Source organism: Hydrogenophaga sp., from assembly GCF_050250835.1.
Classification (GTDB): Bacteria; Pseudomonadota; Gammaproteobacteria; order Burkholderiales; family Burkholderiaceae_C; genus Hydrogenophaga.
In genome coordinates this window covers 124017-148731 of the sequence record NZ_JBFWNX010000008.1, presented here as the reverse complement: position 1 = coordinate 148731, position 24715 = coordinate 124017, and the positions used below count along the sequence as shown (strand labels likewise).

The following is a 24715-nucleotide window of genomic DNA, read 5'->3' as shown; positions in this document are numbered from 1 at the left end:
GTCGAAGCCCATCCCAGCAAATGACCTCCCATCAAGCCACCCGCAACTACGCCATCGTCACCGCCGCCTACTGGGGCTTCACGCTCACAGACGGCGCGCTGCGCATGCTGGTCCTGCTTCACTTTTACAAGCTCGGCTATTCACCTTTCACACTGGCATTTCTCTTTCTGCTGTACGAAGCAGCGGGCGTGCTCGCCAACCTCATGGGTGGCTGGCTGGCCACGCGCTACGGCATCACGCGCATGCTCACCGTGGGTCTGGTCACGCAAATCATCGGCTTCACGCTGCTCTCCCTGCTGAATCCGGCGTGGACGGCGGCCATGTCGGTGGCCTGGGTGGTGCTGGCCCAGGGCATTTGCGGCGTGGCGAAGGACCTCACCAAGACCGCCAGCAAGTCGGCGATCAAGGTCACTGCGGCGCAGGCGAAAGAGCAGGGCTCGGGCCAGTTGTTCAAATGGGTGGCGTGGTTCACCGGCAGCAAGAACGCCATGAAAGGCGTGGGCTTTTTTCTCGGAGGACTGCTGCTGGAAGGCATCGGCTTTCAGGCTTCGCTGTGGTGCATGGCCGGCCTGCTGGCGCTGGTGCTGGTGGGCGTCGTGAGCTCGCTGCCGGCCATGATGGGCAAGAGCAAGGCCTCGAAATCGGCGAAGGAACTGTTTGCCAAGAACGCGGGCATCAACGCACTGGCTGCGGCGCGCGTGGCACTGTTCGGCGCGCGGGATGTGTGGTTTGTGGTGGGTGTACCGGTGTTCCTGTATTCGCAGGGCTGGACGTTCACCATGGTGGGCGGCTTCCTGGCCGCCTGGACCATCGGCTACGGCATGGTGCAGGCACTGGCTCCGCAACTGGTGCACCGAAGCGCCGACGGCCTGAGCGCCGAGGTGCCGGCCGCGCGCCTGTGGTCTGCGCTGCTGGTGGTGGTGCCAGTCGGCATCGCGTTGGCCGTTTTCCTGCAGATGCCACTCCTTGAATGGGTGGTGGTCGGTGGCCTCGGCCTTTTCGGCTTTGCCTTTGCGGTGAACTCGTCGGTGCACTCCTACCTCATCCTGGCCTACGCCGGGTCCGAGAAGGCCGCCGAAGACGTGGGCTTCTACTACGCCGCCAACGCGCTTGGTCGTTTCATGGGCACGCTCATGTCGGGCCTGCTGTACCAGTGGGGCGGTTTGGTCTATGCCCTGGCGGGCTCGGCCGTGATGCTGAGCATCTGCTGGCTGATCACCCTGAAGTTGCCACTCACGAAGCAGGCGAATTCTTCCATTGCACAGACGGAGCTGCTCCATGAATGAAACCGATGTGGTTCGCGCCCTGGGGGCGCTCGCGCAGGAGACGCGGTTGCGCATCTTCCGCATGTTGGTGGTGGCGGGCTCGAAGGGTGTTCTACCAGGCCGCATGGCTGAAGAACTGGGCACATCGCCCACCGCCATTTCGTTTCACCTCAAGGAACTGGTCCACGCCGGTCTGGCCAGCAGCGAACGCGATGGTCGCCATCTCATCTACCGCGCGAACTTTGCGCAAATGAATGGCCTGCTGGGTTTTCTCACCGCGCATTGCTGCGAAGGGCAGCCGTGCGAAGTCAACTCGGTCGCTTGCGACCCTTGCTGAGGCCGTGCCATGGGTTTGTTCGAGAGATATTTGACGGTGTGGGTGGCCTGCGGCATTGCCCTGGGTGTGGCGCTGGGCCTGGCCTGGCCTGGGGTGTTCGAGTTGGTGGCGGGGCTGGAGATCGCGCACGTCAACCTCGTGGTGGCCGTGTTCATCTGGGTGATGATCTACCCGATGATGATCCAGATCGACTGGTCGGCCATGAAGGACGTGGGCCAGCGGCCGCAGGGGCTGGCGCTCACCCTGGTGGTCAACTGGCTCATCAAGCCTTTCACCATGGCGGCGCTCGGCGTGCTGTTCTTCCAGTACCTGTTTGCGCCGTGGGTCGATCCCGACTCCGCGAAGGAATACATCGCCGGCATGATCCTGCTCGGCGTGGCGCCCTGCACGGCCATGGTGTTCGTGTGGAGCCAGCTGGTGAAGGGCGATGCCAACTACACGCTGGTGCAGGTGTCCATCAACGACCTCATCATGGTCGTGGCCTACGCGCCCATCGCGGCCTTCCTGCTGGGCCTCACCGACCTCACCGTGCCCTGGGAAACGCTGCTGCTCGCCACCGTGCTGTATGTGGTGCTGCCGCTGCTGGCCGGCATGGCCACGCGGTACGCGCTGAGCCGAAAGACCGACCATGCGGTGGCGGACTTGGTGGCGAAGCTCAAGCCCTGGTCGGTGGCAGGCCTGATCGCCACGGTGGTGCTGCTGTTCGGCTTCCAGGCGCGGACCATCGTGGCGCAGCCGCTGGTGATCGCGCTCATCGCGGTGCCGCTGATCGTTCAGTCCTACGGCATTTTCTTCATCACCTGGTGGGGTGCCAGGTGGCTCAAGCTGCGCCATGACATCGCAGGGCCTGCTTGCCTCATCGGCACTTCCAACTTCTTCGAACTGGCCGTGGCGGTGGCCATTTCATTGTTCGGCCTGAACTCGGGCGCAGCCCTGGCCACCGTGGTCGGCGTGCTGGTGGAAGTGCCGGTCATGCTTTCGCTGGTGGCGCTGGTCAATGCCTGGCGCCCGGCCCATCCATCTGCGAAGAACTGAATCCATGATCACGATCTACCACAACCCCGCTTGCGGCACCTCGCGCAACACGCTCGCGCTCATCCGCAACAGCGGTGAAGAACCGCAGGTCATCGAGTACCTGAAGACGCCGCCGAGCCGCGAAACGCTGAAACGCCTCGTGGCCGACATGGGCTGCACCGTGCGCGACATCCTGCGCGAGAAGGGCACACCCTACGCCGCACTGGGTCTCGGCGATGCGCACTGGACCGACGAGCAACTGCTGGACTTCATCGGCCAGCACCCCATCCTGATGAACCGACCCATCGTGGTGACGCCGCTGGGCACTTGCCTGTGCCGTCCTTCGGAGCGGGTGCTGGACATCCTGCCGCGCCCACAACAGGGCGCATTCATCAAGGAAGACGGCGAACGGGTGGTGGACGAGAAGGGAGCGCGTGTCCAGGTTCGACGCTGCCGGTGATGCAGTCCGGGCTTGCAGACCAGGCGCGGCGTCATCGTCCTCCATCGCACTGAAGCGCTTCTGGCCCGCTGCCTCAGGAGCGTCGTACCAACAAGGCCTCGCCCATGCGGATGCGGCGGCCCGTGTCCACGCCATCGCTCAGGGAAATACCGGGTGGTGTGAAAACCAGGATGGTCGAGCCGTGCTCGAACCAGCCCATCTCTTCGCCCTTGTCGTAGCGCGCGGCACAGGGCAACTGGTGCGGGCCCCGGTACTGGGCGTTGAGGGCCACATCCACCGCCTTTAGCCGCATGCTGGCCACCAGAATGGCGGCCACTGGCACCATCAGCAGCGGAGTACCGTCTTCCAGGCGGGCGTGCAAAGCGGCCCGTTCGTTCTTGCAGAACAGGCGCTCGATGCGCTTGAGCGCGATCGGGTTCACGTTCCAGGTGTCGCCGCAGTGGTAGGTCACATGCTCCAGCGACAGCGCTGCCGGCGCGTGGAAGCGGTGGTACATGCTGGAGGTCAACCGCAGCGTGACATAGCTGCCGCCGCGCAGCGTGTCGATCATCGCCTTCGCGCGCACACCTTGGCCCAGCAAGTCGGCCAGCGGATAGGGGAAGCCCTTGGCCTGGAACACCTGTGCCCCCGGGTCGTCGCCGATGCGGCCACAGGCGCCGACGATGGCGTCGCAGGGGCTGGACAGAACCTCTGGGCGTGGATCGACGGGCCGCACCCCCGGCTTGAGTTCTCTCACGAAGCAGTCGTGCAGGCTGTCGAAGGAGGTCTTCTTCGCTTCGCTCAGGTCGAGGACGGTGAAGGCGCGCCAAACCGCCATGGAGACATCTCTCACCCAGGGGTGGCGGATGCGGCTGAACCAGCCCATGAAACGCGTGAGCGCGGCGCGCGGCACCCGGTTGGTGAGCAGGAAGTTGATGTCCTCGTTCAAGGCGAGGCGCTGCAGTTGTCTTGAAATGTTCATGTGTGCGTCATGTGGTCGACCTACAAACGACACACATCCACCGCCTGGGAGCGTTTGCCGCATGTCTTACCTGTCCTACGTATTGCCTCTGGGTTCGCTGGCGCTGGCCATGCCCTATCTGCGGCAGCGCCTTCAGCTCTCGCGCGCCAAGCACCGCTCGCTCGCCGGTCACTCGCGCATGGCCAAGCGCCTGGCCTCGTGGCTGCCGGGTTATGCCCTGGACGAAACCGGCTTCTTTGATTGCGATGGCGCACCGGCCGACGTGGCTCACCTGCGCCGGGCGTCCTTCGATACCTTGGCAGCCGGTTATGCGCAGCGTTACGCGAAAAGCCTCGAGCTGAGCGCGCAAGCACGAGAAGGCCTGGCCGACCTGCAGTTCACCGGCCGTTACCGGGTGCCCTTCCAGTTCAGTCCTTATGTGCACGAGCGCCTCAAGGTGGGCGCCTTCGTGGCCTCGGCCGAAGGCAGCAGCGTGACCGATCTCGATGGCAACCGCTTCATCGACCTCACCGGTTCCTACGGCGTGAATGTGTTCGGTGTGGATTTCTACAAGGCCTGCATGGCCGAGGGCGCACGCATTGGCGAAGCGCTGGGCCCCGTGCTCGGCGCCTACCACCCCTGTGTGACTGAGAACATCGCGCGCCTCAAGGCCATCTCGGGACAGGAACAGGTGTCGTTCCACATGTCGGGCACTGAAGCGGTGATGCAGGCCGTGCGCCTGGCGCGTTACCACACGCGCCGCAAGAACCTGGTGCGATTCTGCGGCGCTTACCACGGCTGGTGGGAAGACGTGCAACCCGGCCCCGGCAACCCGATGCCGCCGCGCGAGACCTACACGCTGAAAGACATGGACCCGAAGAGCCTGCAGGTGCTGCGCACGCGGCGCGACATTGCCTGCGTGCTGGTGAACCCGCTGCAGGCCCTGCACCCCAACCGCAACGCGCCGGGCGACTCCACGCTGGTGGACGGCAGCCGCAGCGCCGGCTATGACCGTGCCGCCTACACCGCGTGGTTGAAGCAGCTCCGGGAGGTCTGCAACGAGCGCGGCATCGTGCTGATCTTTGACGAGGTGTTTCTCGGCTTCCGGCTCGCGCCGGGCGGCGCCCAGGAGTACTTCGGCGTGCGCGCCGATCTGGTCACCTATGGCAAGACGCTCGCGGGCGGCTACCCGGTGGGTGTGGTGTGTGGCCGTGCCGGTTTGATGAAACGCTTTCGCCCCGAGCGCCCTGCCGATGTGTGCTTTGCGCGTGGCACCTTCAATGCGCATCCCTACGTCATGGGGGGCATGAACGCTTTTCTGCGCCGCTTGCAGACGCCTGAGATTCAGGCCTTGTATGTGAACCAGGACGCGAAGTGGGATGCGCGGGCAAAGCGGTTCAACGAAGCGATGGCGGCGCAGGGCCTCCCGGTGCGCGCTGCGAACCTGCAAAGCGTGTGGATGCTCGCCTACTCCGAGCCGGGTCGGTATCACTGGATGTACCAGTACTTCCTGCGCTGGCATGGCCTGGCCTTGAGCTGGATTGGCACCGGCCGCTTGATCTTCCGCCTGGATCTGCACGACGATGAATTTGAAGAGGTTTTGCGCCGCTGCGTGGCCGCAGCGCAAGACATGAAAAGCCAGGGCTGGTGGTGGACGGCACCGGGCACCACCCACAAGGCCATCCGCCGCCAGGTGCTGCGCGAGATGTGGCAACACTGGCGGGGATGAAGCGCCGTCAGCTGCGCTGGGCGACGCCGGGGTCGATCAGCTGGCCGCGCATCAGATACAGCGGCGCCTTGTGATAGAGCTTGATGTCGTGGAACGGGTCGGTGAGGATCTTGGTCATCCACACCAGGCCGGTCTGCACGTCGGCGATGAAGAACAGGTGCACGGTGCGAAACAGCAGACCCCCCACACCGAGTGCGAGCCACAGCGTGCCGACCTGGCGGATGAACTCCATCCACGCGGTGGGTGGCTCGAACAGCCCGAACACGCCAGGGACCGCCCAGACCAGCAGTGGCGTGCCCGCCCACAACGTCATCAGCACCACCTTGCGGCGCAGGTTGTAGCCCACCTTGATGGCCTCCTTGTGTTCATGCGTGGCCTGGTTCACGTGGTCGTAGCCCTTGGGCTCAAAGAAGAAGTGGCCAGCCTGGCGACTGGTCATCGCGACCAGCCAGGCGATCAGCGCCGAAAGCACCGGGTCGGTCCATAGCAGCGCGTAGGCCACCACAAAGCTCATGGCGCTGATGAAGTGCAGCGTCTGGTTGATTCGACTGTGGTGGTAGTAGCGGTGGTCGTCCCAGCGCTGGGTTTCAAGGTTCCTGAAAAACTCGTTCACGGCAGCTCCATGGGGGCAGGGGCGCGACAGGCGCATGACATGGTTGCGCGCACGTGTGAAAGCACGGTGACAGTCGCGCGCTGTCATCGCCTTGTTGCAATCGCGCCGGAACATGCCGGCATGACGCCATTGCACTCGGATCAGATCCTGGTGGAGGAATACCCGGCCTCCAGCCCCTCGTTGCGCCTCTCGGTGGTGACCGAAACCTGGCCACCCGAGATCAACGGGGTGTCGCTCACACTCTCGCGGCTCGTGAGAGGGCTGTGTGCGCGCAACCATCAGGTGCAGTTGATCCGGCCGCGCCAGACGCGTGTGGACCAGGCGGTGTGCCTCACCGGATTTGAAGAGATGCTGATGCGAGGCATGCCCATCCCTCGCTACCCCGAGCTCAAGCTCGGCCTGCCGGGCAAGCGCGCCTTGGTGCTGGCCTGGACGCGCCGGCGACCAGACCTGGTGCACATCGCGACCGAGGGTCCGCTGGGGTGGTCTGCGCTGCAGGCCGCGCGCCATCTGCGCCTGCCCGTCACTTCCGATTTCCGCACCAACTTCCATGCCTACAGCCACCACTATGGCGTGGGCTGGCTGCGCAAGCCCATCGTGGCCTACCTGCGCAAGTTCCACAACCTCACGCAGCTGACCATGGTGCCCACGCAGGCGCTGCGCGCCGAACTCCGCGAGATCGGTTTCGAGAACGTGCAGGTCGTGGCGCGTGGCGTGGACACGCAGTTGTTCAACCCTGAGCGCCGCAGCAACGCCCTGCGTGCCTCCTGGGGGGCGAGTGGGCGCAGCCTGGTGCTGCTGGTTGTGGGACGCCTCGCGGCCGAGAAGAATCTGGACACGGCGCTGCGCGCCTTCGAGACCATGAGCACGCGGCACGCCGACGTGAAGCTGGTCTTCGTGGGCGACGGGCCGCTGCGCGAGAGCTTGCGCCAGCGTTGCCCGCAGGCGGTCTTCGCCGGCATGCGACCGCAGGACGAGCTGGCGACCTTCTATGCCTCGGCCGATGTGTTCCTGTTTCCCAGCGTCACGGAAACCTTTGGCAATGTGACCGTGGAGGCGCTGGCCAGTGGCTTGCCGGTGCTCGCGTTCAACACCGCAGCCGCAGCGGACTGGGTCCAGCACGATGGCAACGGCTGGCTGGTGGCGCCGAACGATGAAGCCGCCTTTCTGAGCGCTGCAGCTCACCTGGCGGCGCAGCCCGCTCGAATCGCGCAGGCCGGTTCGCGAGCCCGTGCACAGGTTGCGCAGCTCGACTGGCAGCAGATCGCGCGGCAGGTGGAAGGCTTGTTTCTGCGCGTGGCTGCAAATGTGACGCGATGATGTCGCCGCGGTTGGCCGGGGTACGGGCGGGGGTTTTTGTCCGATTCACGGAAGCGTCATGTCTGCTCGGGACACTGCGGTGGTCATTCAACCACCCACGCACTCGACCATGTCCCACCATTCAGACGACTCCTGCAACGACTCGCCCAACGAACACTTTCATGACGTGCTGGAACGCAGCAGCCACACGCCGTTGAACCGCCGCAACCTCATTCGTGGCGGCATCGGGCTGGCCGCGCTCTCCAGCATTCCGTTCCTGTCCGCGTGTGGCGGCGGTGGCGATGATGCGGCAACACCGGGTCCGGGCACGCCGGCCGAGACCGCGCTGGGCTTCGATGCCATCGACAAGAACCTGCTCGACAGCGTCACGCTGCCGGCGGGCTACACCTACACCGTGCTGCACGCCACCGGCGACCGCCTGGTCTCCAGCATTCCCGCCTACAGCAACCTGGGCACCGAGACCGACGAATGGACCATGCGCGTGGGTGATCACCACGACGGCATGGACATCTTCTACATCGACGCGCTGGGCCGCTACACCAACACCGACACCGGCCGCGCCGTGCTGGTGGTCAACCACGAAAGTTCAGCCGACTCGCATTTTTTCCACCCCACGGGCCAGACTTCTGGCGGCGTGACCGGCAAGAAATTCAGCCAGTTCGGTGGCTGGGACCTGGGTGTCCGGCCCGAGCTCGAAGTGCTCAAGGAAATCAACCACCACGGCGTTTCGGTGGCCGAGGTCGGCAAGAATGGCTCCGGGCAGTGGGTCTACAAGCTGGACTCGCTCTACAACCGCCGCGTCACCGGCCAGTCGCCCATGCGCATCGCAGGCCCGGCGGCCCACCTGGCCGACATTCGCGCGTTCATGGTGACGAAGTTCGACACCACCGGTGCCACCTCGCGCGGCACCATCAACAATTGCGGCCACGGCAAGACGCCCTGGGGCACCTACCTGGCTTGTGAAGAAAACTGGGCGGCCTACTTCAACATGCCACAGGGGTCCGCACCTGTGGATGCCAAGACCAGCACCTCGCGCCAGCGCTATGGTGTGGCGCGCACACCCATCGCAGGCGGCGCCACCAGCGCTGGCTCGCAGGGCTGGTTCGCCACCGCCACCGCTGCCACCGATGACCGCTTTGGCCGCTGGGACATTTCGGCGCCCGGTGCGGGTGCGGCACAGGACTTCCGCAACGAGCCCAACACCTTCGGCTTCAACGTGGAGATCGACCCACTGACCAGCGGCACGCCTGCCAAGCGCGTGGCCATGGGCCGTTTCGCGCACGAGGCTGCCGTGTGCAGCATTCCGGTGGTGGGCCAGCCGCTGGCCTTCTACATGGGTTGCGATTCGCAGAACGAGTACATCTACAAGTTCGTCTCCACGGCCGTGTGGAGCGCCAGCGACGTGGGCGGTGGCCTGGCCGCCGGAGACAAGTACCTCGATGAAGGCAAACTCTATGTGGCGAAGTTCAACGTCAACGGCAGCGGCGAGTGGCTCGAACTCAACATCGCCAACCCGTTGATCTCCGGCTACGCCACCTACGTGTTCGCCAACCAGGCCGACGTGCTGGTGAATGCGCGCCACGCCGCCGATGCGCTGGGTGCCACCAAGATGGACCGTCCGGAATGGGGTGCCGTGAATCCGAAGAACGGCGAGGTCTACTTCACCATGACCAACAACGCCAGCCGCAATGTGGCCAATGCCGACGCCGCCAACCCGCGCGCCTACGCCGACTCGGACGGTCGTGCCCGCACCGGCAATCCGCACGGCCACATCATCCGTTTCAAGGAACTGGCCGGTGCCTCCAATGCACTGTCCTTCAATTGGGACATCTTTCTCTTCGGTGCTGAAGAAGATTCGGGCGCGGACATCAACCTGTCTGGCCTGAACGCCAAGAACGACTTTGCCTCCCCGGACGGCCTGTGGTTCAGCCAGGCCACGGGCATCTGCTGGATTCAGACCGACGACGGCGCCTACACCGATGTGACCAACTGCATGCTGCTGGCGGCGATTCCCGGCACGGTGGGTGATGGCGGTGCCATCGCGGTGAACAACAACCTGGGCGGCAGCACCGGTACACAGAACACCTTCCTGGGCGCTGCGCTGGGCGAGACCAGACTGCGGCGCTTTCTGGTGGGCACACCGGGCTGCGAAATCACTGGAATCACCGAGTCGGCGGATGGGCGCACGCTGTTTGTGAACGTTCAGCACCCCGGTGAAAGCACGCCGGCCTATGGCGCCGGGCCGTTCACCTTCCAGAGCCAGTGGCCCGGCAATCAGGGCTATGGTCCGACCGGTCGTCCGCGCTCGGCCACCATCGTCATCACCCGCACCGACGGTGGCCTGATCGGCCTCTGATCCCGGCGCCGCCTCAGCGCGGCGCGGCCGGGTGGGCCTCGGGCGGACGCTGCTCCATGTAGCCCCGCCCGTCCTTCACGCCGGTCTGGCCCATGATCTGCCAGGCCGTGCGTTGCCCGATCAGGCGGGCGAGGAATTCGAGTTCTTCATCGGTGTGGTTGAGTGCCGGCGCGGGCGTGAGGAAGCGTCCGCCCCGCGGCTGCACCTCACCCCAGAACGACTGGTGATAGCTGGAGACAGACACCGCCCTGTTGCCGTTGGACTCCATGTCCACCGTGCCGTAGCAGTTGCAGAAATAGGTGCGCCCGCCCTGGTCGGCCATGATCTCGGTGTACACCCCGGTGCCGCGGATGCCCGCGGTAAGTGTGGGCGTGACGATGCTGCGGTTGCTGCCCCGGCCGAAGGCGCTCACCACGGCGCCGGAGAGCAGGCGCAACAGGCTCGCGGTGTTCAGCGTGGCGCCGCGTTCCACCCGCAGGCGCGAGTTCTGCCGCACATGAAACGCGGCGTTGCCAATAAGGAACACCAGTCGCGAGGCCGGGCCGGTGAGAATGTCGTCGCCGGTCTGCACGGTTTGCTGCGGCAGCATGCGCTGTCCGTTGAGCATCACGTCGCCGACGAACTCCACCACGTTGCTGCGCTGCTGGGCCATGGCAGCGGGCAGTCCGCCCGCCAATGCCCAGGCGGCGGCGGCCTTGAGCGTGTCGCGGCGCTGGAACCACAGGATCTCGTCTTCGCTGCGGCCTTGCAGGATGTGCTGGGTCATGCGTTGTCTCCAGAGGTGGAATCGGGGAGGGCGGTGCCGTCTTCGGCCATGAAACTGTCGCGGACGCTGAAGTAGATGGAGGTGTGAAACATGGACGCCATGAACAGCACCATGGGGTAGAGGATCAGGTTGAGCGCCTGGGAGCCGCCGAGCAGCGTCGCCAGCAGGCTCATGAACAGGCCCACCAGCATGAACACACCGACCCAGCCGAAAAAGTAGACGAGCATGGCGCCCTTGTTGGACCAGCAGGCCAGCAGGCTGAAGAACAGGCTCTTGAGTGGACTCACGCCGTGCCAGTGCACCAGCGCGGGCGCATGCCAGAACGCCATGAGCAGCGGCAGGTAAAGCACCATCGCCGCCCACAGACCCTGGTTGGCAAACAGGTCGCGCACCATCTCCGGCGAGACGTCGCCCTCTGGCATTTCCGCAGGGGGCGACACGTCCGTGCCGAACACGGCGGACACGCCAAGTACCAGCATCAGCCCGGCGGCGTACATGGCTCCAAGGATGAGCATGTTGCGCGTCTTGGCAGGACCGGCGCGGAACCCCGAGATCAGCAGCGACGGCATGGGAAAGCGGCCGTTGAATGCCTCCTGGCTGGCGGCCATGAGGCCCAGCGTGGCGGCCGGTACCAGCGCGAGCGAGATCGCGGTGCCCAGCACCGGCACCAGCGAAATCACCGAGACCGCCGCCATGAACATGAAGAAGAGGCCGGACATGGCCAGGGGCTGGCGGAAAAATGTCTTCACGCCGAGCTTGACCCATTGCAGGCCGGTGCTGGCCGGGACGAGGTGGAGTTTCATGCGGGTTGCAGGGCGTCTTCGCGCAACAGGGTCGAGAGCGCGCGCGCGTCACGCACGCGCGCTCTCAGCACGCGTTCGAAATGGGTAGGGTCGTGGGGCTGCAGCAGCGCGGCCTCGCGCGGCAGGTGCAGATCCCACAGGCGGGAAATCCAGAACCGCAGGGCACCGGCACGCAGCAGGGCCGGCAGCAGGGCGCGCTCGGCGGCGTTCAGGGGACGAATGGACTGGTAGGCGGCGAGCAGGGCCAGCGAGCGCGGCGTGTCCAGCGAACCGTCGTGGTTCTCGTCGTGCAGCACGCACCAGTCGTTGAGGCAGACCGCGATGTCGAACAGGTAGGTGTCGCAGCCGGCAAAGTAGAAATCAAAGAAACCCGTGAGCTCGCCGTCCTCGAACATGGCGTTGTCGCGGAACAGGTCGGCGTGGATCGGTCCGCGCGGCAGAGCAGCGTAGGCTGGGCTGAGCGCCACGTGGTTCTGGTAGGCCAGTTCCGAACGGATCAGGTCCGCCTGCGGCGCTTCGAGGAAGGGCAGCACCACCGGCACAGTCTCGTTCCACCAGGGCAGCCCGCGCAGGTTGGGCTGGTTCATGGCGAAATCGCGTCCGGCCAGGTGCATGCGCGCCAGCATGGTCCCCACCGCCTCGCACTGGGCCACGCCGGGCGCCAGGTCGCTGCGCCCGCGCAGCTTGGCCACCACCGCCGCTGGCTTGCCCTGCACCGTGTGCAGGATCTCGCCCTGGGCGTTGGCCGCCGGTGCCGGCACCGGGATGCCGCGCTCGGCAAGAAACTTCATCAGGTGCAGGTAAAACGGCAACTGCTCGAAACTCAGGCGTTCGAACACGGTCAGCACGTGTTCGTGGGTGACGCCCTCGCGCTCGCTGGTCACGAAGTAGTTGGTGTTTTCGATGCCGCCCTGGATGCCCCGAAGTTCGGTGAGGTCTCCCAGGTCGAGGGTGTGGAGAAGGGCGGCGGCTTCTGCAAACGCGACTTCGGTGTAGACGGCCATGTGGCAGACGATCAGAAGTTCAGCACGCGCCAGCTGCTGCGCCCGGCGTTGCCGATGCGCTTGCCCCCGGAATCGGTCGAGCCGCTCGATTCCGGCTGAACCTGATACGCCGGGGCGCCATTCTTGGGCTGAACGTCGATGCTCTGCGTCTGGCCGCCCACACGCACTTCGTCGATGCGGGTCAGGCGGTCTTCGTGGGTGATGCGCTCGATGCGGTCGCGCGGCGAGGCTGGCTCGCGCGGCGATTCGACGGGGGCCACCTGGGCCAGGGCGGGCAGTGTGGCGCACAAGCCCAGGGTGAGCAGGGCGAGGGGACGGCGGATGTTCGGGTTCATGCGGCATTGTAGGCAAGGCAGGCCGCCCGCGCCTGAAGGAGGCGGGAGCCGGTTACCACTGGATACGCAGTCCGCGCCCGGCTGGATGTGGCGCGATCTCCGCCACAATCGCGCCATGTCCGAAGCCCCGACCCCCACCCCGAACCCCGCGCCCACGCTGCTGCTGGTCGATGGATCCAGCTACCTCTACCGCGCTTTCCACGCCATGCCCGACCTGCGGGCCGTGCCGGGCGATCCGTCCAGCCCCGCCACGGGGGCGATACGGGGCATGGTGAACATGATGCAGAAGCTGCGAAAGGACGTGCGCGCCGACTATGCGGTCTGCGTGTTCGACGCCAAGGGCCCCACGTTCCGCGATGCGCTGTACCCCGAATACAAGGCCAACCGCTCGCCGATGCCCGACGACCTGCGCTCGCAGATCGGCCCGATCCACGAAGTCGTGAGGCTGCTGGGCTGGAAGGTGCTGGACGTGCCCGGGGTGGAGGCCGACGACGTGATCGGCACACTGGCCCATGTGGCCGCCCAGCAAGGCATCACCTGCATCATTTCCAGCGGCGACAAGGACCTGAGCCAGCTGGTGAACGAGCACATCACCGTGATCGACACCATGAACGACCGCCGCCGCGACGTTGCGGGTGTGACGGCGGAGTTCGGCGTGCCGCCCAGCCTGATGCTGGACTACCAGACGCTGGTTGGCGACCAGGTCGACAACGTGCCCGGCGTGCCCAAGGTCGGCCCCAAGACGGCGGTGAAGTGGTTGCTCGAATACGGTTCACTGGAAGCGCTGGTGGCGCGTGCCGGTGAAATCAAGGGCGTGGCGGGCGAAAACCTGCGCAACGCACTCGACTGGCTGCCCAAGGGCCGCGAGCTCCTCACCATCAAGACGGATTGCGATCTCGGGGAATACATCGAAGGCCTGCCATCGCTGGAAGCCATCACCATTGGCGGACAAGACACCGACGCACTCAAGGCATTCAGCGAGAAGTACGGCTTCAAGGGCCTGGTCAAGGCGCTGGAGCAGCACGATGTGCCGCCCGAACTGATCGAAGAACGCAAGTCCCGTTCGGGCAACGCTGGGCCGGGCCTTTTCGATGAGCCCGACCTGAGTGGCACCACGAAGGCCACCAATCTGAAGTACGACACCATCCTGGACTGGGCCCTGTTCGACGACTGGCTGGCCCGGATTCAGGCGGCCGAGCTCGTGGCCATCGACACCGAGACCACCTCGCTCGACGAGATGCGCGCCGAGATCGTGGGCATCAGCTTCAGCGTGAAGCCCGGCGAGGCGGCCTACATTCCGCTTCGGCACAGCGGCCCCGACGCGCCACCGCAACTGCCGTTCGATGAAGTGCTGGCACGACTCAAGCCCTGGCTGGAGGACGGTGGCAGGCACAAGCTCGGCCAGCACGTGAAGTACGACCGCCACGTGTTCGCCAACCACGGTATCGAGGTACAGGGCTATGCGCACGACACCATGCTGCAGAGCTACGTGCTGGAAGTGCACAAGCCCCACGGCCTGGCGAGCCTGGCCGAACGGCACCTCGGGCGGCAGGGCATCAACTACGAGGACCTGTGCGGCAAGGGCGCGCACCAGATTCCCTTTGCCCAGGTTGACGTGGCCAAGGCCGCCGAGTATTCGTGCGAGGACAGCGACCAGACGCTGGACGTTCACCTGGCGCTGTGGCCCCGGCTGCAGGCCGATGAAAAGCTGAAGTTCATCTACGAACTGGAAATCGCCAGCAGCGAGGCGCTCTACCGCATCGAGCGCAACGGCGTGCTGATCGACGCACCCACGCTGGCCGCGCAGAGCCACGAGCTCGGTCAGCGCATCGTGGCCCTGGAACAGGAGGCCTACGCCATTGCGGGTCAGCCCTTCAACCTGGCCAGCCCCAAGCAACTCGGCGAAATCTTCTTCGACAAGCTCGGCCTGCCCGTCGTCAAGAAGACCGCCACCGGCGCGCGCAGCACCGACGAAGAAGTGCTGGAAAAGCTGGCCGAGGACTACCCGCTGCCCGCCAAGATTCTTGAGCACCGGGGCCTGTCCAAGCTCAAGGGCACCTACACCGACAAGCTGGCCCAGCTCGCGCTGCCGCGCACCGGCCGCGTCCACACACACTACGCACAGGCGGTGGCCGTCACGGGGCGCCTTTCCAGCAACGACCCCAACCTGCAGAACATCCCCATCCGCACCCCCGAGGGCCGTCGCGTGCGCGAGGCCTTCGTGGCGCCGGCCGGACATGTGATTGCCAGCGCCGACTACTCGCAGATCGAGTTGCGCATCATGGCCCACATCAGCGGCGACGAGGCCCTGCTGCACGCCTTTCACGAGGGCCTGGACGTGCACCGCGCCACCGCCGCCGAGGTGTTCGGCGTGGAGGCCGCGCAGGTCAGCAGCGAGCAGCGTCGCTATGCCAAAGTGATCAACTTCGGCCTGATCTACGGCATGAGTGCCTTCGGCCTGGCCAAGGCGCTGGCCATCGACAACACCGCCGCCAAAAACTACATCACACGCTATTTCGAGCGATTTGAAGGCGTGAAGCGGTACATGGACGACACGCGCCAGAGCGCCAAGGCCAAAGGGTATGTGGAGACCGTTTTTGGTCGGCGCCTGTATTTGCCCGAGATCAACAGCCCCAACGGCCCGCGCCGCAGCGGCGCCGAACGCGCCGCGATCAACGCGCCCATGCAGGGCACGGCGGCCGACCTCATCAAGCTCAGCATGGTGGCCGTGCAGAAGGCACTGGACGAACAGCGGCGCGGCACCCGGATGATCATGCAGGTACACGACGAGCTGGTGTTCGAGGTGCCTGAGGGCGAAGTGGAATGGCTCAAGTCGGAGATTCCGCACCTCATGGCCGGTGTGGCGGCGCTCAAGGTGCCGCTGCTGGCTGAAGTGGGCGTGGGGCCGAACTGGGACAAGGCGCACTGAACGTTGGCGCTTTTCCGCAGGGGTCAGTGCCTGTGGCCTGGCTGAGCCAGTTCCGCGTCATTTCTGCAAGACCCTCCGTCGAGCTGAACTTCCCGCGTTGAATCGAATCATTTGTTTTTCCACCCACCTGAAGGAGACGCCAACATGCTCGACGAACGACACGCACAGGACCTTGACGCTTTGTTGCCCGGACAGTCCACCGAACACGGGGCCACCCGTCGCACAGCCCTCAAGGCTGCTCTCGGCGTGGGGTATGCCGCGGCTGCGGCGCCATTGATGGCGCAGACGGCGATCAAGACGCCTTCCGACGGACTGACCGTGGGCGAGGTCATGATCGACGTCAACGGCTTCAAGATGCCGGCCTACCGCGCAGCGCCGGCTGGCAAGACGGGCCTGCCGGTGGTGCTGGTGTGTTCCGAGATCTTTGGCGTGCACGAATACATCGCGGACACCGCGCGCCGCTTTGCCAAGGCCGGCTACCTGGCCATTGCGCCCGAGCTCTTCGTGCGTCAGGGCGACGCGCAGAGCTATGGAGAGATCGCCAAACTGATCGCCGAGGTGGTTTCCAAGGTGCCCGACGCCCAGGTGATGGGCGATCTGGACGCCACGGTGAAGTGGGCCGCCGCCAATGGCGGCAACACCCGCAAGCTGGGCATCACCGGTTTCTGCTGGGGCGGTCGCCAGGTCTGGCTGTACAGCGCGCACAATCCGGCGGTGAAGGCGGGTGTGGCCTGGTATGGCCGGCTGGTCGGCGCGGCCAGCCCGCTCAGCCCGAAACACCCGCTGGACGTGGCGGTGCAGCTCAATGGCCCGGTGCTGGGCCTGTATGGTGGCGAGGACACGGGCATCCCCCTTGACACGGTTGCTAAGATGCAAAATGCCTTGGCCGTTGGCGGTGCTGCCGCCAAAAAGTCGACCTTCGTGATGTACCGGAACGCGCCGCACGCGTTCCACGCCGACTACCGGCCGAGCTACCGAAAGGAAGCGGCCGAGGACGGCTGGAACCGCGCCCTGGCGTGGTTCAAGCAGCACGGCGTGGCCTGAGGCTGCACCCGCACCGTTGACCGGGGCCGCTGAAAGCGGCCCTTTTTTGTGGCTGAATCTGGCTGAATCGAGCAGAACAACATGACCTTGATCGCGATCCTGATCGGAACCGTCGCCGCCGGCGTGGGCAGCGTCTGGCTGGCCGCCCTGCTGGGCTTTGCCATGATGGCGCGCTACACCCAGCACATGCTCAGCATGGCGGCGGGCGCGCTCATGGCCACCGCGTTCATGCATTTGCTGCCGGAGGCTTTCGAGAGCGAGGCCAGCGCACACGAGCTGTTTGCCCTGTTGCTGGGTGGCCTGGTGTTCTTTTTCCTGCTCGACAAGGCCGAGCTCTGGCACCACGGGCATGAGCACCACCAGGAAGGCGGCGGCGCGGGCCATGCGCATGGCGCCCACGAGGGCCATGCACACCACCGCCATCACCATCGTCATGACGAGCCGCGATCGGGTGGCTGGGCGGTTCTTGCCGGGGACAGCGTGCATGCGTTCGGCGATGGGATCCTGATCGCCTCGGCGTTCATGGCCGACATGCGCCTGGGTGTGATCGCCGCGCTGGCGGTGCTGGCGCATGAGGTGCCTCACCACATGGGGGATCTGGTGGTGCTGCGGCAGACTTCCGCCACCACGCGTGCCGCGCTCGTCAAGGTGTCACTCGCTGGCACCGTCACGGCGCTGGGAGGCCTCGTGGGGTATTTCCTGCTGGCGCGTCTGGCGGACTACCTGCCGTACTTCCTGGTGGCAGCGTCCAGCAGTTTCGTCTATGTGGCGCTGGCCGACCTGATTCCGCAGTTGCAGAAGCGGGTGGGGTTGCGCGCCACGGTGGCGCAGATCGCCTGGCTGCTGGCGGGCATTGGTCTGGTCACGCTGGTCAGCGGTCTGGCCCACGCCTCACACTGACGTGGGCGGGTCGCCGAAGCTGAAAGAGAACACGGCACCCTCGCCGGGCTTGCCTTCTCCGCGGATCGAGCCACCATGGCGCTCGATGATGCGACGCACGGTGGCCAGGCCGATGCCAGTGCCTTCGAACTCGCTGGGCATGTGCAGCCGCTGAAAGGGCTTGAAGAGCTTGTCGGCATAGGCCATGTCGAAGCCCACGCCGTTGTCGCGCACGAAGAATTGAGCTGGCTGGCCGCCCTGTGCGGGCATCCATCCCCACTCGATCAGCGTGTGCTCGCGGGTGCGGGTGTACTTGAAGGCATTGGCAAACAGGTTCTCCAGGGCGATGCGCGCCAGGCGGGGGTCGCAATGGGCCTGCAGATCGGGCTCCACCCGGTATTCGATGTCGCGCTCGGGGTGCTTCTGGCGTTCCTGCAGCAGCACCTGGCTGGCCAGTGCGCTGAGATTCACGTTCTGAGGCTCCAGGCGACCCTGGCTCACGCGCGCCAGGGCGAGCAGGTCGTTGATGAGCGAGCCCATGCGCGAAGTGGAGTGGAGCACGCGATCGAGCAACTGACGTTCGTCTGCGCTCAGGCGATCGCCCAGCGCCTCGTCCAGCAGTCGCGTGAACCCGTCGATGGCGCGCAACGGGGACTTGAGGTCGTGCGACACCGAATACGCGAAGGAATCGAGTTCGGCGTTGAGGTTCTGCAGATCGGCGGTGCGCTCACGCACACGTTGCTCCAGCGTTTCATTGAACTGCTGGATCTCGCGGTCGCGCCGCAGCCGCACCAGCTCGGCGTTGGCGCGGCTGGCGAAGATGGCGATCAGCGCCTGCGCGTCGGGACGGATTTCCACCTCGCGTCCCCATAGCGCAAAAATCACACCAATGGGCGTACCGTCGGCGTCGCGCAGCGCCTTGCCCAGGTACGCCTTGCAGCCCGAGGCAACGAGGCTGGTGGCCTGCGGGTATTGCTCGGCCAGTTCATGGGCGCACACCAGCATGTCTTGCTGCTGCAAAGTCTGGCCGCAGGGTGTTCCCTTCGGGTTGAAACTGAAATTGGACGCGGCCTGGCCGTTCTGCTGGATCGCCAGCGTGCGCACCCGACCATCGTCACGGCACTCGCCGATCACCACCATGTCGGCGCCTATGGTTTCTTCCAGGTGACGGGTGAGGGCACCGAAAAAGACTTCGCCGGTTTCGGCGGCCACACCCCTGGCCACGTTCAGGAGCAGTGTTTCGCGCTTCTTCTCTTCGGTGATGTTGACGGTGCAAGAGAGGATGCAGCGTTCGCCATCGACCTCCACGAGTTCGGCCCAGAGCCGGGTGTCCACGAGGTATCCGTCCTTGTGACGCATGCGCGTTTCGTAGCCGTCGATGCGGCCCTCGCGCAGCAGGCGGGCGACGAACAACTCCCGGTCCTGCGGCGTGAGCCAGGCGCCGATGTCGACCGAGGTCTTGCCTTTGAAGTCTGCCGGTGCGAGGCCCTGAGCCCGGTCTTCTGCTCGATTGACCTCGATGAACGAACCGTCGGACAGGCGCGTGAGCGTCATGTTCAGGGGACTGAAGTTGAACGCCTTGGAGAAGCGTTCTTCGGAGCGGCGCAGCCGTTCAAGCACTTCGTTCTGCGCGCTCACGTCGGAAATCGTGGTGATGATCAGTTTGTCTTCAGGGTCGTCGCCCATTTCGCTGGAGACGAGCGCGTCGAACACGCTGCCGTCGGCGCGCTGGCCGTGCGCGGCGTACTGCTCGGCACGGCGTCTGGCAAACAGGAAGGTCATGAACGACTCGCGCTCTTCCTGCGATGCCCAAAGAAAGCTGTCCTGGCGGCCGAGTACCTGGGAGCGCTGGTAACCATAGCAGCGCTCAAAGGCGGGATTGACGTCCAGAATCATGCCTGAGCGGGCGGACTGCGCCACCATGGGGCTGGGGTTGGTGCGGAAGATGCGGGCGAAACGTTCCAGGTTGCGGTCGCGTTCCAGCTCGGTTTTCTTGCGCCGCTCCAGCTCGTCGGACTGGCGTGCGAAAGATTCCCGCAACTGCCGCCGGCTGTGATAGGCCATCACGGCCACCACCACCAGCGTGGCGGAATGCGTGATCCACACGCGAACGCCGACTTCGAAGTAGGGCGTGGCGCTGAGCCAGCCCTGGTGTTCCGCCAGCGTGAGCACGCCCAGCGCACCGACGCTGGCGATGACGGTGAGGATGAGCGCGGTGCGTCCCAGGAAGGTGCCGGCGCCAGCGACGGCGGCCACGAACAGGAAGCCCACAGCGGTGCGCACGGAACCATAGGTGATCACCGAACTGATCGCGATCAGCAGGGTGCCGAGCACGATCAGGTGGGCCACGTACCGTTCGCGCTCGGTGCGAACCAGCCACCAAGCCACGCCAGCCACCACCATCAGGGCGCCCGCATTCCAGGCCTCGTGCTGGCCAGGGCTTGCCATGAGCAGGTCGAGCACCAGCACCAGCAGAGAGGCCAGACCGATCACCAGCGATAGCAGCGTGAGCACGCGCTTGCGCGGCCCTCCCGTCAGAACGGGTACCGCCCCCGGTTCCTGGTTCTGAGAAGGTCGCGCCATGGGGATGGGTTGTCGGGCCGCTCAGCCCTGCGCGATGGGCAGGCCCGGCGTGTTGCACCACTCGCTCCAACTGCCCGGGTAGAGCCGTGCGCGGCCCAGGCCGGCCAGCTCCATGGCCAGCAGGTTGGGGATCGCGCTCACGCCACTGCCGCAGTGGTGAACCACGCTGGCCGGATCGCGCCCACCAAGCAGGCGGTCGAACTCGGCGCGCAGATCGGCCGCCGGTTTGAAGCGTCCATCGCTCGTCACGCTCTCGCCAAAAGGACGGTTGAGGGCGCCGGGAATGTGGCCCGCCACGGGATCGAGTGGCTCGGTCTCGCCACGGAACCGGGCGGCTGCGCGTGCGTCGATGAGCGTGAGGCCGGGCCGACCCAGCGAGCCCGCAATTTCGGCGGTGGTGGCGATGTGCGCCAGTGGTGGCCGCAGTTCGAAGCGGGCCGAGGCTGGGGCAGGTGCCGGCCCGCTGGTCACCGGGCCGCCATGGGCCTTCCAGGCCGGCAGTCCGCCATCCAGCACCGCCACCGCCTCGTGGCCGCACCACTTGAGCATCCACCACAGGCGCCCGCAGTAGTTCGCGCCCTGCCTGTCGAGCACGACCACCTGCATGCCGTTGGCCACACCCAGTTCGCCCAGCCGCCGCGCGAAGGTCTCTCGCGAGGGCAGCGGGTGGCGACCGCCGCTGGCGCGGTCGGCGCCTGTCTTGTCGCTGAGGTGATGGTCCAGGTGAACGTAGGTCGAGCCTGGAATGTGTTCGGATTCGAACTGGGCGGCGCCGGCGTCGGGCTTCGTCAGTTCGAAACTGGCATCCAGCACGCGCAGCGGGGCGCTGCTGTCGATGAGCTGCTGGAGCTGGCCGGGGGTGATCAGGGTGGTGTACATGCGCGCATTGTGCGGTAGAGCGCCAGGTCAGTGCTCTTCGGCGGGCGCGTTGGGAACAGCCCTCGCCCTCAGCACGGTGGCCGCGACGCCGCTGGCCACGATCAGCGCCATCCCCAGCCAGCCGATGAGGGGAATGTGCTCGCCGAACAGGACGAGGCTGTAGAGCGTGGCAAACACGATGCCGGTGTAGTGAAGGCTGGCAGCCACCATCGTGGCGCCTTGGGAGTAGGCCCGTGTCAGGCAGAGTTGGCCCATCACCGCCAGCAGACCGGTGGGCAGCAACCACAGCGCCGATGGCCAGTGCCAGGCGCTGACGCCAGTGAACAGCATGCCCATGCCACCGACCAGCGCGGCGCAGAGTGAGAAATAGAAAACCGTGCGGCTCTCGGGTTCGCCGGCGCGCGAGAGCGCTGCGACCTGCAGGTAGGCGAGGGCGGCGAACACGCCGGAAAGCAGGCCCACAAAGGCGCCGACCACCTGGTCTTCGTTGAGCGAGGGCCTGAGCATCATGGCCACACCGGCGAATCCGGCCATCACAGTCAGGAACAGCGGGCCCTGGTGGCGCAGGGGCACGTTGCGTCCCTGCATCAGCAGCGCGCCACCCAGCAGAAACGTGGCGATCCACACGCTGCTCATGTAATTCAGCGTCATGGCCGTGGGCAGGGGCAGATGGGCGATTGCATAGAACCACGTGGCCAGCGAGATCACCCCGACCACGCCGCGCCAGGCGTGCATCGCAGGCACGCTGGTGCGCAGCGAGACGCCCTGCATTCGGGCCATGCCCATCAGGAACATCACGCCCAGCAGGCCTCGGTAAAACACGATCTCGAAGCTGTTGAAGTACGCCGAGGCGTATTTGATGCACACCGCCATGGAGGCGAAGAGCAGCGAGGCCAGCACGATCCACCAGGCTTGCATGCTGGGTGCCCTCAGATGTGGGGGCTCATCCTCGATCTGTACCACTCGTGAAAGTGCTGCATGCCGTCCTCCATCGGACTCTGGTAGGGCCCGACCTCGTTGTCACCGCGCATCAGCAAGGCCTTGCGACCGGCGTCCATGCGCTCGGCGATCTCGTCGTCTTCCACGCAGGTTTCCATGTAGGCCGCTCGCTGCGCCTCCACGAACTCGCGCTCGAACGCGGCGATTTCTTCGGGGTAGTAGAACTCCACCATGTTCAGCGTCTTGTCCACGCTCACCGGATGCAGTGTGGATACGGTGAGCACATGCGGATACCACTCCACCATGATGTGCGGGTAGTAGGTGAGCCAGATTGCGCCGTGCTCGGGCATGGCGCCCTGCCGGTAGTTCATCAGTTGCTCGTGCCATCGCTGATAGACCGGGCTGCCTGCCTTGCCCAGCAGATTGGCCGCGCCCACCGTCTGCACCGAATACTCGGGCTTGAACTCCCATCGAAGGTCCTCGCAGGTGACGAATCCGCCCAGGCCGGGGTGGAAGGGCGCCACGTGGTAGTCCTCCAGATAGACCTCGATGAAAGTTTTCCAGTTGTAGTTGCACTCGTGCAGTTCCACGTGGTCCAGCACCATGCCCTCGAAATCGAGCGCGGCGCGCGGCCCCATGTTCGCCAGGTCGGCGGCGATGTCGCGCCCGTTGTCTTCGAACAGCAGCCCGTTCCATTCGCGCAACGGGTAGTGGTTGAGGTTCAGGCAGGGGTCCTGTTCGAAGTGCGGCGCGCCCAGCAACTGGCCCGCCCGCTCGCCATGCACGCCGCTGTAGGTCCAGCGGTGCAGCGGGCAGACGATGTTGCCACCGGCGCTGCCACTGCGCGTGTCGCTGAGGTTTCCCTTGCCCTGCAGCATCAGGGCCTGCCGGTGCCGGCACACGTTGGACACGAGCTCAATGCCCTTGGCGGTGTGCACCAGGGCTCGGCCGCCGCGTTCCTGCGGCAGCGTGTGGTAGTCCCCGACGTTGGGGACGGAGAGTTGGTGCCCCACATACCGGGGCCCGCGCTGGAAGAGAGTTTCCTTTTCGCGCTGGAACAGCGCCTCGCTGAAGTAGCTGGAAACCGGAAGTTGGCTTGCGGCCTGCTGCAGTTGAAGACTTAAATCAGACATCTGGGTCCTGACCTAGAGACTCCCCCTATGAAGGGGCAGGGTAAGCGCTGTGCTCGTCAGACGAATTCGCGCGGGATGGGTGGAGTGGTGCGTCCCTCCGGGCCGCAGGGCCCGTCAGTATGAAAAAAAGAGGCCGGATTGTACCCCGGGGGTGCAATGCGCGTGCTGTGCATAGAATGTCGCTCGGCCCATCTGCGGCCCTCGACGACACCGCCCCATGACCACACGCCCCGCCCCCCGTTCCGCCCGCACTGGTGCGCCCGCCGAAGTGCCCGCCAGCTATGAGGCGGCGCTGGCAGAACTTGAACAATTGGTTTCACAACTCGACGCGGGGCAATTGCCGCTGGAGCAGTTGCTGACCCACTACCAGCGTGGCGCCGAGTTGCTGGCCTTCTGCCGTGCGCGGCTGGACGCGGTGGAAAACCAGATCAAAGTGCTCGAAGGCGGCGAGCTCAAACCCTGGGACGCCGCTTGAACGCCTTGCTCAGCGATTCGATGGACTTCGCTGCCTGGCGCGTGGCGCGGCAGGACGAGGTGGAGCAGGCCCTGTCGACCTGGGTGCCGGCCGATGCCCCCGCCGGCCTGGGTGAGGCCATGCGCTACGCGGTGCTCGACGGCGGCAAGCGATTGCGACCGCTTCTCGTGCTGGCCACCAGCGCAGCCGTGGGCGGCCTGCGAGAGGCTGCGCTGCGCGCGTCCTGCGCGGTGGAACTGATTCACGCCTACTCGCTGGTTCACGATGACATGCCTTGCATGGACAACGACGTGCTGCGCCGGGGCAAACCGACGGTGCATGTGCGCTTCGGCCAGGCGCAGGCCTTGCTCGCGGGCGACGCCTTGCAGGCACTGGCTTTCGAACTGCTCGTGCCCAACGATGGCAGTGTGCCGTCCGACATGGCCGCGCAGCTCTGTCTCTTGCTGGCGCAGGCGGCGGGCGCCACCGGCATGGCTGGTGGGCAGGCGGTGGATCTGGCCAGCGTCGGCCTGGCGCTGGACCTGTCCGCGCTGGAGGCCATGCACCGGCAGAAGACGGGCGCGTTGCTCAAAGCCAGTGTTGCCATGGGCGCGGCCACGGGAAGCGTCTCGCCCGAGGCAAGGGCCCAACTGGGTCGCTATGGCGCGGCGCTGGGGCTGGCGTTCCAGGTGGTGGACGACGTGCTCGACGTCACCTCCGATTCGGCCACCCTGGGCAAGACCGCCGGCAAGGACGCCGCGGCCGACAAACCCACTTTCGTTTCCCTGATGGGCCTGGCGCAGGCGCAAGCCTACGCTGGGCGCGTGCTGGACGAGGCGCACGCCGCCCTCGACCAGAGCCGCCTGGACGACACTTCCCACCTGCACGCACTGGCCGACTGGGTGGGCCGGCGTGCATACTGAGCGCCTGCGC

General features: G+C 65.7%; 22 protein-coding genes. 12 read left to right on the top strand and 10 right to left on the bottom strand.

What is annotated here, in order from left to right; genetic code table 11:
• Window positions 1–20 precede the first annotated feature (20 nt).
• Genes arsJ through arsC form a run of 4 tightly spaced genes read left to right on the top strand, consistent with a single transcriptional unit; the run spans window position 21 to window position 3076 of the window.
• Window positions 21–1286 (top strand): organoarsenical effux MFS transporter ArsJ, encoded by a 1266-nt coding sequence (gene arsJ, locus AB7F11_RS12260; protein WP_428288767.1) that lies wholly within the window; start codon window positions 21–23, stop codon window positions 1284–1286.
• Window positions 1279–1602 carry an ArsR/SmtB family transcription factor gene (locus tag AB7F11_RS12255; protein ID WP_428288768.1) on the top strand — a complete coding sequence of 108 codons (324 nt, stop codon included), beginning with the start codon at window positions 1279–1281 and terminating at the stop codon, window positions 1600–1602. Before arsJ ends, AB7F11_RS12255 begins: the two co-directional genes overlap by 8 nt.
• A 9-nt stretch (window positions 1603–1611) precedes the next feature.
• The gene (gene arsB / locus AB7F11_RS12250) at window positions 1612–2637 is read left to right on the top strand and encodes an ACR3 family arsenite efflux transporter (RefSeq protein ID WP_428288769.1); all 1026 of its coding nucleotides are present in this window, start codon (window positions 1612–1614) and stop codon (window positions 2635–2637) included.
• Between the two features lie 4 nt (window positions 2638–2641).
• Entirely contained in the window at window positions 2642–3076 is a 435-nt protein-coding gene (gene arsC / locus AB7F11_RS12245; protein WP_428288770.1) for an arsenate reductase (glutaredoxin), read from the top strand.
• A 73-nt stretch (window positions 3077–3149) separates the two neighbouring features.
• Here the strand turns inward: arsC and asd are convergent, their stop codons facing one another.
• Complete coding sequence (gene asd / locus AB7F11_RS12240; protein WP_428288771.1) at window positions 3150–4037, bottom strand: archaetidylserine decarboxylase; 888 nt, start codon at window positions 4035–4037, stop codon at window positions 3150–3152.
• 61 nt (window positions 4038–4098) lie between these two features.
• On the opposite strand from asd, the gene AB7F11_RS12235 reads away from it, so the two are divergent.
• Window positions 4099–5745 carry an aminotransferase class III-fold pyridoxal phosphate-dependent enzyme gene (locus AB7F11_RS12235; protein ID WP_428288772.1) on the top strand — a complete coding sequence of 549 codons (1647 nt, stop codon included), beginning with the start codon at window positions 4099–4101 and terminating at the stop codon, window positions 5743–5745.
• Between the two features lie 7 nt (window positions 5746–5752).
• On the opposite strand, the gene AB7F11_RS12230 is transcribed toward AB7F11_RS12235, so the two are convergent.
• On the bottom strand, window positions 5753–6358 hold the full coding sequence (locus AB7F11_RS12230) for a hypothetical protein (protein ID WP_428288773.1): 606 nt from the start codon (window positions 6356–6358) through the stop codon (window positions 5753–5755).
• 120 nt (window positions 6359–6478) lie between these two features.
• On the opposite strand from AB7F11_RS12230, the gene AB7F11_RS12225 reads away from it, so the two are divergent.
• Complete coding sequence (locus tag AB7F11_RS12225; RefSeq protein ID WP_428300006.1) at window positions 6479–7678, top strand: glycosyltransferase family 4 protein; 1200 nt, start codon at window positions 6479–6481, stop codon at window positions 7676–7678.
• 109 nt (window positions 7679–7787) lie between these two features.
• Window positions 7788–10034, top strand: coding sequence for a PhoX family protein (locus tag AB7F11_RS12220; protein ID WP_428288775.1), 2247 nt, complete (start codon window positions 7788–7790; stop codon window positions 10032–10034).
• Window positions 10035–10047: 13 nt separating this feature from the next.
• Here AB7F11_RS12220 and AB7F11_RS12215 read toward each other — a convergent pair whose 3' ends face one another.
• From AB7F11_RS12215 to AB7F11_RS12200, 4 genes are read right to left on the bottom strand one after another with little or no spacing between them, the layout of a single operon-like run.
• Window positions 10048–10800 carry an iron dicitrate transport regulator FecR gene (locus AB7F11_RS12215; protein ID WP_428288776.1) on the bottom strand — a complete coding sequence of 251 codons (753 nt, stop codon included), beginning with the start codon at window positions 10798–10800 and terminating at the stop codon, window positions 10048–10050.
• Complete coding sequence (locus tag AB7F11_RS12210) at window positions 10797–11603, bottom strand: BPSS1780 family membrane protein (RefSeq protein WP_428288777.1); 807 nt, start codon at window positions 11601–11603, stop codon at window positions 10797–10799. The genes AB7F11_RS12215 and AB7F11_RS12210 overlap by 4 nt, the downstream gene beginning before the upstream one ends.
• Window positions 11600–12607 (bottom strand): homoserine kinase, encoded by a 1008-nt coding sequence (locus AB7F11_RS12205; protein ID WP_428288778.1) that lies wholly within the window; start codon window positions 12605–12607, stop codon window positions 11600–11602. Before AB7F11_RS12205 ends, AB7F11_RS12210 begins: the two co-directional genes overlap by 4 nt.
• Window positions 12608–12618: 11 nt before the next feature.
• Window positions 12619–12942, bottom strand: coding sequence for a hypothetical protein (locus tag AB7F11_RS12200; RefSeq protein WP_428288779.1), 324 nt, complete (start codon window positions 12940–12942; stop codon window positions 12619–12621).
• A 115-nt stretch (window positions 12943–13057) separates the two neighbouring features.
• On the opposite strand from AB7F11_RS12200, the gene polA reads away from it, so the two are divergent.
• The 3 genes from polA to AB7F11_RS12185 all read left to right on the top strand — a co-directional run bounded on the left by polA (window position 13058) and on the right by AB7F11_RS12185 (window position 17815).
• On the top strand, window positions 13058–15871 hold the full coding sequence (polA, locus tag AB7F11_RS12195) for a DNA polymerase I (RefSeq protein ID WP_428288780.1): 2814 nt from the start codon (window positions 13058–13060) through the stop codon (window positions 15869–15871).
• A gap of 144 nt (window positions 15872–16015) precedes the next feature.
• Window positions 16016–16915 carry a dienelactone hydrolase family protein gene (locus AB7F11_RS12190; protein WP_428288781.1) on the top strand — a complete coding sequence of 300 codons (900 nt, stop codon included), beginning with the start codon at window positions 16016–16018 and terminating at the stop codon, window positions 16913–16915.
• 81 nt (window positions 16916–16996) lie between these two features.
• Window positions 16997–17815, top strand: a complete 819-nt coding sequence (locus tag AB7F11_RS12185) for a ZIP family metal transporter (protein ID WP_428288782.1) — start codon at window positions 16997–16999, stop codon at window positions 17813–17815.
• Here AB7F11_RS12185 and AB7F11_RS12180 read toward each other — a convergent pair.
• The 4 genes from AB7F11_RS12180 to AB7F11_RS12165 are packed head-to-tail and all read right to left on the bottom strand — an operon-like array spanning window position 17807 to window position 23328.
• Window positions 17807–20377 carry a PAS domain-containing sensor histidine kinase gene (locus AB7F11_RS12180; protein WP_428288783.1) on the bottom strand — a complete coding sequence of 857 codons (2571 nt, stop codon included), beginning with the start codon at window positions 20375–20377 and terminating at the stop codon, window positions 17807–17809. The two genes, AB7F11_RS12185 and AB7F11_RS12180, sit on opposite strands and share 9 nt — an antisense overlap.
• Window positions 20378–20398: 21 nt before the next feature.
• Window positions 20399–21256 carry a sulfurtransferase gene (locus tag AB7F11_RS12175; RefSeq protein WP_428288784.1) on the bottom strand — a complete coding sequence of 286 codons (858 nt, stop codon included), beginning with the start codon at window positions 21254–21256 and terminating at the stop codon, window positions 20399–20401.
• A 27-nt stretch (window positions 21257–21283) separates the two neighbouring features.
• Window positions 21284–22174: a DMT family transporter gene (locus AB7F11_RS12170; protein ID WP_428288785.1), complete on the bottom strand. Its 891-nt coding sequence runs from the start codon at window positions 22172–22174 to the stop codon at window positions 21284–21286.
• 11 nt (window positions 22175–22185) lie between these two features.
• On the bottom strand, window positions 22186–23328 hold the full coding sequence (locus AB7F11_RS12165) for an aromatic ring-hydroxylating oxygenase subunit alpha (protein ID WP_428288786.1): 1143 nt from the start codon (window positions 23326–23328) through the stop codon (window positions 22186–22188).
• A gap of 217 nt (window positions 23329–23545) precedes the next feature.
• Here AB7F11_RS12165 and AB7F11_RS12160 point away from each other — a divergent pair, with 217 nt between their 5' ends.
• Together AB7F11_RS12160 and AB7F11_RS12155 are read left to right on the top strand one after the other, a co-directional pair.
• The gene (locus AB7F11_RS12160; RefSeq protein ID WP_428288787.1) at window positions 23546–23803 is read left to right on the top strand and encodes an exodeoxyribonuclease VII small subunit; all 258 of its coding nucleotides are present in this window, start codon (window positions 23546–23548) and stop codon (window positions 23801–23803) included.
• A gap of 20 nt (window positions 23804–23823) precedes the next feature.
• Window positions 23824–24705, top strand: coding sequence for a polyprenyl synthetase family protein (locus AB7F11_RS12155; RefSeq protein ID WP_428288825.1), 882 nt, complete (start codon window positions 23824–23826; stop codon window positions 24703–24705).
• Window positions 24706–24715 lie beyond the last annotated feature (10 nt).